This window comes from Nosocomiicoccus sp. HMSC059G07, assembly GCF_001815515.1.
In the GTDB taxonomy this organism is placed as follows: Bacteria; Bacillota; Bacilli; order Staphylococcales; family Salinicoccaceae; genus Nosocomiicoccus; species Nosocomiicoccus ampullae_A.
Map to the genome: position 1 here is coordinate 34,999 of NZ_KV820884.1, position 9,050 is coordinate 44,048.

Here is a 9,050-nt window from a genome sequence, read left to right on the forward strand (position 1 = left end):
CGTGAGGTCGGTAGTTCGAATCTACCTAGGCCCATCGTTCGACAGTCGGTAACGGCTGTCTTTTTTTATGCAAAAAAACCGTTCGTAATGAACGGTTTTGTGCTAGATGATTTTTTTATCTTTTAATACTTTTCTAAACTCAAGCATTGCAGTATAACTCGCGATAATTTGAATGTTATCTGTACTCGCGTGCTTTAAATCTTCGACGATTTTTTCTAGATTGTCATACTTTTTAATTATGTGAGGGTTAAAACCTGCTTCAACTAAACGTTCAGTCATAACTTCTTTACTTATCCCACCAGTTTTAATTGTCGTAATGTTTTGACTAAGTAATGATTCGAAGTTACCATCACGTAACCAACTCACATCTACCCCGTCCGCGGGACGGTTGTTTAAGAGCGCAACGAGTGTCATTGGCTCTTCAACTGCTTCGATTAGAGTTAGGACTTGGTTTAAACCGACAGGGTTTTTAACAACGTTTAATGTTGCTGTGTGACCGTATATATTAATGCGTTCTTGTCGGCCAAATACACGTTCTGTCTCAAGTAGCGCAGATTTAATATCCTCGTTATTAATATCATATTCTTTAGCGACACTATACGCAGCAAGTGCGTTATAGATGTTGTATAAACCAGCGACTGGGATTTTAAACGTCGCATCGTCCATACGAAAAGTAGACGACTCTTCTGAAAGCTTTATAATATCTGTGACTTTGTAGTCGAGTATTGGTCGCTTAAAATTACCTGATTTACAGTAATAGTTTCCTTGTCCAGAGTACGTATATGTTTTATAAGATAGTGTGCCACCACATTTCGGGCAATGATGCTGAGATTTTGGTGGGTGAACAGGTGTATCTACACCGAAAAATTTTCGTTCGTTCGGTAACTCTACCGTATTAAATAACGGTAAATCTCCGTTTTGTAACAGTATCGCATCCGGTACTTTTTTAGCAGCGTTTACGAGTAACTCATATGTTTTCGTAACGTCACCATAGCGATCTGCTTGGTCTAAAAATAGATTTGTATGGATTATGTACTTTGGGTTTAAGTCTTCAACGACTTTATTTAGAGTTCCTTCATCGACTTCTAAAATAGCAAATTTCTTTTCATCTGTACGATTTTTATGTTCGATGAAAGCACCAGCTATCCCTTGAACCATATTACTGCCTTGTATGTTAGACACGATCGTATTATATTTTTTCTTAAAAATGTTTGTGATTAAACGTGTCGTCAATGTCTTTCCATTCGTTCCAGTAATGATGATAACGTCATAATGTTGTGAGATATCTTTAATTATATTTGGAGAGATTTTAAGTGCTATTTTACCTGGGAGGCTAGAACCACCACCAGTAAATGTTGTAAGGAGTAGCTTCGTTATGCGACCTGTTAATAAAGCGAATGTTGTTCTAATAGACATTGAGATTTCCCCTTAAAATTAGTATGTATTATTATATCATTTTCAAATAAAATAAATAAATAAATTTGAATTTTTTAAAAGACGTGCTATAATTATAAAACGTAACAATTACGATATAGGAGGATTGTATGGCTAAAAAATCTAAAATAGCTAGAAACAAACAGCGCGAAGCAACTGTAGAAAAGTATCGCGCAATTCGAGAAGAAATGAAGAAAAATAAAGACTACGAAGGTCTTAAAAAATTACCGAGAGACGCATCACCAACACGACTCGTTAATCGTTGTGAAGTGACAGGGCGTCCGCACGGTGTACTTAGAAAATTTGGAGTATCACGTATTAAATTCCGTGAACTTGCACATAAAGGCCAAATCCCTGGCGTTAAAAAATCAAGCTGGTAATCAAAATGTCCTCTTCTTAAAGAAGAGGACTTTTTTGATTTAAAATGAGATCTCAACCGTTTTTAATCCATCGATGTTTTTAATTTTAGCAACTTCTTCATCAGAAGTTGGATATAAGTAAATTTCTTCTAGTTCAGAAGAGACACTTAAATATGCCTCATCGTCTTTAAAAAAACATAAGTCTTCAGGAGAGTCCGGTAAACTCCAGTCATATAAACTATTCGAGCGTTCGAGTAGCTTATCTTTTGCTTCAGACGTCGTCTTAAAGTAATACACTTTTGCGGTGTCATCGAAAAGGTTTGTCGATGGCCATTCATGTTGTTCTAGCACTTCTATAAATGAGTCCCCAAACCATTCGTTTAAATCTTGAAATGCATGTTCGTACTTTAAAATATCTGTACGCACGACGAGTTGAAACGTATCGCACGTCTCAAATAAAAAGTCGAGTAAAGCCTCATATGTTTTTCCTGATGGGTTTTCTGTTACTGAAATCATTCTTTTCACCTCGATTAAATTTATATATAAGAAAAAGGTATGTCTAAAGACATACCTTATCTATTTATCTTACAAAGAATCCAACGATAACTGCACTTAATACAGATACGAGAGACGCACCGTATACAAGTTTTAAACCGAATTTCGCAATAAGGTCACCAGATTTTGCGTGGATACCTTTAACAGTACCTACGATAATTCCGATCGAACCGAAGTTAGCGAACGAAACTAAGAATACTGAAACCATTGCTTGAGTACGAGGTCCAAAAGTATCTTTAATTGCTTGTAAGTTTTCCATCGCAACGAATTCGTTTGTAACGAGTTTTGTTGCCATTAAAATACCAACTTCATGCGCTTCAGCAACTGGCACACCAATTAATACAGCAAGTGGCATTAAGATGTAACCGAGTATATCTTGGAACGTAAATACCGATCCAGGAATCGCTAAGAATAAGTTATTTAAGATTGCGATAAGCGCGTTAAATGCGATCAGCATCGCTGCTACGATAACCGCGATTAAAGCACCTTGTAAAATGTAGTCACTTAAAATTTGGAAGAATGACTTCCCTTGGTCAGGGTTAGACTCTGATGCAGTATAGTTTTCTTCCTCAGGTACATCATACGGGTTAATAATATGTATGATGATGTAAACGCTGAATAAGTTCAGCACAATTGCCGTGATGACGTACTCTGGTTGTAATAGTGTCATGTATGCTGCAACCATCGATAGAGAAATAGAACTCATCGCTTGCGCTGCGAGTGTATACAGACGTTGTTCGCCAAGTAAAGGTACTTGGTTTTTTAATGAAACGAATACTTCTGATTGTCCAAGGAACATCGAAGCTGCACCGTTATAAGACTCAATAAATGGCATACCAGTAATTTTTGATAAAATCCATCCTAAGCCGTGGATGATTGCTGGTAAGATTTTAAAGTATTGTAAAATACCGATTAATGCCGAAACTACGATGATAGGAATTAATACGTTAAAGAAGAATACAAATTGTCCTTCACCATTTGCGTCAACGAGTAACGGTCCGAATACGAAGCTCGTACCGACGCCTGCATATTCAAGTAATTTACCGAATCCAAACGCGAGCCCATCGACTACTTTACGTCCGCCACCTGTAGATAGAATTAAAAAGGCAAATGCGAATTGTAATGCGAGTAGTAACAGTATTTGTTTCCACTTTTTAAATGCGAGTTTTTTATCAGAACTTGCAATCCACGCTAAGAAGAACGTAACTGCTATACCGATAATTCCCCATACTATGTTCATATAACACACCTCTATAAAATTTATGACGTTATTCCATTATTATAACTGTTGTGTATATTGTATGTAAAGAATGTTCAATGATTTGAAAGATGAATTAAAACATATGGATAAGCATCCAAATTGATTAAAATAGGTCAAATAGGTTATACTATAGTCAAAGAAGGTCAAAAGAGGTGGTTCTATGCGAAATATGTCGGATATTATCGAGGCTTATCTGAAACAAAAAATTGAGGAGTCTCATAATGAGCGCGTTGAAATTAAACGTGCGCAAATCGCTGAGAAATTCGATTGTGTTCCGTCGCAACTAAACTATGTCATTAAAACACGTTTTACAAACGAACTTGGTTATATCGTTGAAAGTAAACGTGGTGGCGGTGGGTACATTAGAATTACTAAAATTGAAACTCACGCTAAAGCAGACTATTTAGAACATATACTTGGGTTAATTGGGGATAGACTCTCTCAAATCAATGCGCAACATTTAATACAGTCTATGTATGACCGAGAAGTGATTACATATAACGAAGCACGTATTATGGATCGCATTATTTTAAGAGAGACGCTATTAATCGATTTACCTGAACGAGATATATTACGCGCACATATTATGCGCAACATTATTGAAGCAATATTATACGAGGAGTGATTGAATGCGGTGTGAAAGATGTCTTAAACGTGAGGCGATGATTCATGTGGCGGTCAGTCAAAACGAACATAAAAACGAACTATTTTTATGCCAAGAGTGCGCGCATGAATTATTTAATCAAAGCGTTGAAGACCAAGACCACAATCACTTAAATAATTTTATGTTACACGCACAATCTGAAATGAGAACGTGTCATCACTGTGGATCTACATTAAAAACAATCGTCGACATGGGTCGATTCGGATGTGAACACTGTTATGAAACATTTGGAAGTGATATTCACCAGATGATTAACCGTGTACAACATTTAAAAGATCGTCACGTCGGTAAAGTGCCGAAATCGTACGAATTATATTTAAAACAAGAAGAAAAAATCGAAAGACTCGAAGAAAAGTTAAACGTACTGATTAAAACGCAAGCGTTTGAAGAAGCTGCAGTTGTGAGAGATGAAATCAAAGCGTTAAAGGAGGGTGGTAATGGTGAAGACGAGCCCCTGGCTGAATAACAGCACACATCCACCGATTGAAATGTCGTCTCGCATTCGCCTTGCGCGTAATGTCGAAGGCTTAAATTATCCGCATCTTATTAAGGATGACAAAGAGTACGCACCGATTATAGAGACGATTACAACAGACTATCCGGAGTTTAACGTCATACACATGAATGAGTTAACGGATATCGAAAAAGAACTAATGAACGAAAAGTTTTTAATCAGTAAACTGTTTAAAAATCGTGGTGTGACACTGATTGTCAGTGAAGATGAAACGACGTCGATTATGATCGGAGAAGAGGATCATATTCGTATTCAAGTTGTAAATGTCGGACGTTCGCTTGAAGAACTGTATGAGGTGGCATCTGACATTGATGATGCGCTAGAAAAAGATTTAACGTATCAATTCGATCGTCAGTACGGATATAAGACGGCGTGTCCGACGAATGTTGGAACGGGACTTCGTGCGTCTGTGATGCTTCACTTACCAGCCTTAACGAGAAACAAACGAATTAAACGTCTACGTGACGTCCTCACGCGTATGGGATACACGCTTCGTGGTATATACGGAGAAGGGACACATCCAGTTGGAGATGTTTATCAACTTTCGAACCAAGTTACGTTAGGTTTAAGTGAGTTAGAGATTATCCATCATCTCGAGGAAATTAAAGAACAAATTATATTTGAAGAAACTCGAATGAGAGATTGGTTCTATCAAAATCGTGCGTTGACAGTGAGAGATACTGTATTTCGATCATATGGATTATTAAAGTATGCAGAGCAAATGTCATTAGAAGAAGCAGCAATGCATTTAAGTCATTTAAAATATGGCGTCGATATGGGAATTTTAGAAATCGAAAACTTTGAATTTCAAACGATATTAAATCAAATACAACGTGCATTTATACGTCAAAATATAGAGTCGGTAGAACCCGCATATATCGATGCAGCAGAAAATAAAGCGCGTGCCACAATTTTAAAACGGCGCTTAGGAGGTATTTAATCTATGTTATTTGGTAAATTAACTGAACGTGCACAACGCGTATTAGCGTATGCACAAGAAGAAGCGATTCGCTTAAAACATTCAAATATAGGAACAGAGCACTTACTACTTGGTCTCGTGCGAGAACAAGAAGGTATCGCAGCAAAAGTTTTACAAGCTTTTGATATTACAGAACCATTAATAGAAAAAGAAATTAGTAAATTCGTGACAGAGGGTACAGAAACGCCAGTCAACCTTCAATACACACCGCGTGCAAAACGCGTCATCGAATTATCTATGGATGAAGCACGAAAACTACACCATAATTTCGTTGGAACAGAGCATTTATTACTCGGGTTAATACGTGAAAGTGAAGGTATCGCAGCACGCGTTTTATCTTCTCTCGGTTTAAACATCACGCGCGCACGAGCGATGGTCATTCGAATGCTCGGGAACCCGCAGATGTATAAGTCACAAGAAGCAAAACCTGAAACAGATACGCCAACACTTGACGGTCTTGCGACAAATTTAACTAAAAAAGCAGAAGATGGGCGTTTAGATCCAGTCATCGGTCGATCAGATGAAATTACACGAGTCATCGAGGTGTTATCACGCCGTACAAAAAACAATCCGGTATTAATCGGTGAGCCAGGGGTCGGTAAAACGGCTGTCGCGGAAGGACTTGCGCAAAAAATCGTTAAAAACGAAGTACCGTCAACGTTAAAAGATAAACGCGTCATGATGCTCGATATGGGTACAGTCGTTGCAGGTACTAAGTACCGCGGTGAATTCGAAGAACGCATGAAAAAAGTCGTCGATGAAATTAAAAAATCAGGAAACGTAATTTTATTTATCGATGAAATGCATACGTTAATCGGAGCAGGTGGTGCGGAAGGTTCAGTAGATGCATCTAACATTTTAAAACCGTCTCTATCTAGAGGAGAAGTTCAAGTCATCGGTGCGACAACGTTAGAAGAATATCGTAAATATATCGAAAAAGACGCAGCACTCGAACGTCGTTTCCAACCTGTAATGGTCGACGAACCGTCAGTTGAGGACACTATTTTAATTTTAAAAGGACTACGTGACCGTTACGAAGCGCATCACAGTGTGACAATTACTGATGAAGCACTCGAAGCAGCAGCGGTTATGTCAAACCGCTACGTTCAAGATCGTTTCTTACCAGATAAAGCAATTGACTTAATCGATGAAGCATCTTCAAAAGTGCGTTTAAAATCACATATGTCACCACCAGATTTAAAAGATTTAGAAGATCAGCTAGAAAAAGTAAAACAAGAGAAAAACGCAGCTGTACAATCTCAAGAATTTGAAGTAGCAGCGAAATACCGCGATGACCAAACGAAAATCGAAGAGAAGCTTCAACAGTTAGAAAACGACTGGAAGAACGCGCAATCGTCAGACAAACAAAAAGTAACGCGCGAAGACATTGAACTTGTCATTTCAAAAATGACGGGCATTCCACTGCAAAAAATTGCAGAAGAAGAGTCAGAGCGACTGTTAAACTTAGAGAAAATTCTACACGACAGAGTCATCGGTCAAAATGAAGCGGTAGAATCAATTTCTAAAGCAGTACGCCGTGCACGTGCAGGGCTTAAAAATCCTGAACGCCCAATCGGTAGTTTCATCTTTTTAGGACCGACAGGTGTCGGTAAAACAGAGCTTGCAAAAGCACTGTCTGAAGCACTTTTCGGTGAAGATGACGCGATGATTCGTATCGATATGTCTGAATATATGGAAAAACATAGCGTTTCTAGACTCGTCGGTTCACCTCCAGGATATGTTGGATATGACGACGGTGGTCAATTAACAGAACGCGTGCGTAGAAAACCATATTCACTCATCTTATTCGATGAAATTGAAAAAGCACACCCAGACGTATTTAATATGTTACTTCAAGTGTTAGATGACGGACGTCTTACAGATTCAACAGGTCGTACAGTCGACTTTAGAAATACAGTCATCGTCATGACATCTAACGTCGGAGCGACTGAGTTACGAGACAACAAATTCGTAGGATTCGGCTCTCAAGAAGCTTCAGAAGACTACGAAACAATTCGCAATACGATGATGAAAGAACTTAAAAACACGTTTAGACCAGAATTCATAAACCGTGTCGACGATATCATCGTATTCCACAGCTTAGAAAAAGAACATCTAGAAGAAATCGTTTCTCTTATGATTAAAGACTTAAATGCGCGTCTAAAAGACCGTGACATTCAAGTTGAATTAACAGACAGCGCAGTAAAAGCACTCGTCGATGACGGGTACGACAAAGAATTTGGTGCGCGACCATTAAATAGAAGTATTCAAAAGAATATTGAAGACACGTTAAGTGAAGCGATATTAAGTGGACAAGACTTAGTAGGTAAAACGGTGTCTGTCGATTATAAAGACGACGCATTTAAAGTCGACACAGGATCGCTTGAAAAGACAACTGAAAATGCATAAATAGATGTCGAGGGTTTAGAGCTTGTTATAATGCTCTAAACCCTTTTATATCATATGTACGGTACTTTCATAATTGTTTAGAAAATTATATAATAGTGAGTAATTAAACCGAGGAGGTTAACGTTTACAAATGGCAAAAACAAAAACAGTATTTGAATGTTTAGCATGCGGATTCGAATCTCCAAAATGGTACGGTCGATGTCCAAACTGTGGGGCATGGAACCAAATGGAAGAGTCGCTTGTACATAAAGAAACGAAAGCATCTGGACGCGGCACACTCGGTAAAGTGACCGATGAAAAAACACGTGCGACCCAGTTATCACGTGTGACGAAAAAAGAGTCACCGCGTACAAAAACGAAAAGTGGCGAGTTTGACAGAGTACTTGGTGGTGGGATTGTCGATGGTTCTCTTATTTTAATCGGGGGAGATCCAGGGATTGGAAAGTCGACGATTTTACTTCAAACGGCACTCACTCTTGCGGAAGATTACGACGTATTATACGTCTCAGGTGAGGAATCTCTGGAACAAATTAAAATGCGTGCAGACCGAATTACGACAGATGCGTCGAATTTAAACGTCTACGCAGAGACGAATTTATTTTATATCCACGATGAGATCAATAAATTAAATCCAGACTTTTTAATTATCGACTCCATTCAAACAGTATTTCATCCGGATATTACAAGTGCACCAGGAAGTGTGTCACAAGTACGTGAATGTACACAGTCGATTATGAATATCGCAAAAGGTCAAAACATCGCGACGTTTATCGTCGGACACGTTACTAAAGACGGGCAGATTGCAGGACCGCGTTTACTCGAACATATGGTAGATACCGTCTTATACTTTGAAGGTGACCAACATCACACGTTTA

Annotated in this window: 9 protein-coding genes; 6 read left to right on the forward strand and 3 right to left on the reverse strand. The window is 38.4% G+C overall.

The features are described from left to right. Window positions 1–102 precede the first annotated feature (102 nt). Window positions 103–1,416 (reverse strand): MurT ligase domain-containing protein, encoded by a 1,314-nt coding sequence (locus HMPREF3029_RS08595; protein WP_070710418.1) that lies wholly within the window; start codon window positions 1,414–1,416, stop codon window positions 103–105. Window positions 1,417–1,544: 128 nt separating this feature from the next. On the opposite strand from HMPREF3029_RS08595, the gene rpsN reads away from it, so the two are divergent. Beyond that, the gene (rpsN, locus tag HMPREF3029_RS08600; RefSeq protein WP_068128604.1) at window positions 1,545–1,814 is read left to right on the forward strand and encodes a 30S ribosomal protein S14; all 270 of its coding nucleotides are present in this window, start codon (window positions 1,545–1,547) and stop codon (window positions 1,812–1,814) included. A 39-nt stretch (window positions 1,815–1,853) separates the two neighbouring features. On the opposite strand, the gene HMPREF3029_RS08605 is transcribed toward rpsN, so the two are convergent. Further along, a complete protein-coding gene (locus tag HMPREF3029_RS08605; protein ID WP_083302071.1) occupies window positions 1,854–2,309 on the reverse strand; it encodes a hypothetical protein in 456 nt (151 codons plus the stop codon). Window positions 2,310–2,373: 64 nt separating this feature from the next. Continuing rightward, a complete protein-coding gene (locus HMPREF3029_RS08610) occupies window positions 2,374–3,588 on the reverse strand; it encodes a NupC/NupG family nucleoside CNT transporter (protein WP_070710420.1) in 1,215 nt (404 codons plus the stop codon). Between the two features lie 181 nt (window positions 3,589–3,769). Here HMPREF3029_RS08610 and HMPREF3029_RS08615 point away from each other — a divergent pair, with 181 nt between their 5' ends. The 5 genes from HMPREF3029_RS08615 to HMPREF3029_RS08635 all read left to right on the forward strand — a co-directional run. Continuing rightward, window positions 3,770–4,234 (forward strand): CtsR family transcriptional regulator, encoded by a 465-nt coding sequence (locus HMPREF3029_RS08615; RefSeq protein ID WP_068128600.1) that lies wholly within the window; start codon window positions 3,770–3,772, stop codon window positions 4,232–4,234. Between the two features lie 4 nt (window positions 4,235–4,238). Beyond that, on the forward strand, window positions 4,239–4,739 hold the full coding sequence (locus HMPREF3029_RS08620; protein ID WP_070458380.1) for a UvrB/UvrC motif-containing protein: 501 nt from the start codon (window positions 4,239–4,241) through the stop codon (window positions 4,737–4,739). After that, window positions 4,711–5,727, forward strand: coding sequence for a hypothetical protein (locus tag HMPREF3029_RS08625; RefSeq protein WP_070710422.1), 1,017 nt, complete (start codon window positions 4,711–4,713; stop codon window positions 5,725–5,727). The genes HMPREF3029_RS08620 and HMPREF3029_RS08625 overlap by 29 nt, the downstream gene beginning before the upstream one ends. 3 nt (window positions 5,728–5,730) lie before the next feature. Further along, window positions 5,731–8,175 carry an ATP-dependent Clp protease ATP-binding subunit gene (locus HMPREF3029_RS08630; protein ID WP_070623127.1) on the forward strand — a complete coding sequence of 815 codons (2,445 nt, stop codon included), beginning with the start codon at window positions 5,731–5,733 and terminating at the stop codon, window positions 8,173–8,175. 130 nt (window positions 8,176–8,305) lie between these two features. Next, window positions 8,306–9,050 (forward strand): ATPase domain-containing protein (locus tag HMPREF3029_RS08635; RefSeq protein ID WP_083315026.1); only part of this gene is annotated, 745 nt, incomplete at its 3' end.

Excerpts from the sequence above, each read along its gene's own strand:
- HMPREF3029_RS08595 (WP_070710418.1), bottom strand. The coding sequence starts at position 1,416 with ATGTCTATTAGAACAACATTCGCTTTATTAACAGGTCGCATAACGAAG.
- HMPREF3029_RS08615 (WP_068128600.1), top strand. The coding sequence starts at position 3,770 with ATGCGAAATATGTCGGATATTATCGAGGCTTATCTGAAACAAAAAATT.
- HMPREF3029_RS08625 (WP_070710422.1), top strand. The coding sequence starts at position 4,711 with ATGGTGAAGACGAGCCCCTGGCTGAATAACAGCACACATCCACCGATT.
- HMPREF3029_RS08620 (WP_070458380.1), top strand. The coding sequence starts at position 4,239 with ATGCGGTGTGAAAGATGTCTTAAACGTGAGGCGATGATTCATGTGGCG.
- rpsN (WP_068128604.1), top strand. The coding sequence starts at position 1,545 with ATGGCTAAAAAATCTAAAATAGCTAGAAACAAACAGCGCGAAGCAACT.
- HMPREF3029_RS08610 (WP_070710420.1), bottom strand. The coding sequence starts at position 3,588 with ATGAACATAGTATGGGGAATTATCGGTATAGCAGTTACGTTCTTCTTA.
- HMPREF3029_RS08630 (WP_070623127.1), top strand. The coding sequence starts at position 5,731 with ATGTTATTTGGTAAATTAACTGAACGTGCACAACGCGTATTAGCGTAT.
- HMPREF3029_RS08605 (WP_083302071.1), bottom strand. The coding sequence starts at position 2,309 with ATGATTTCAGTAACAGAAAACCCATCAGGAAAAACATATGAGGCTTTA.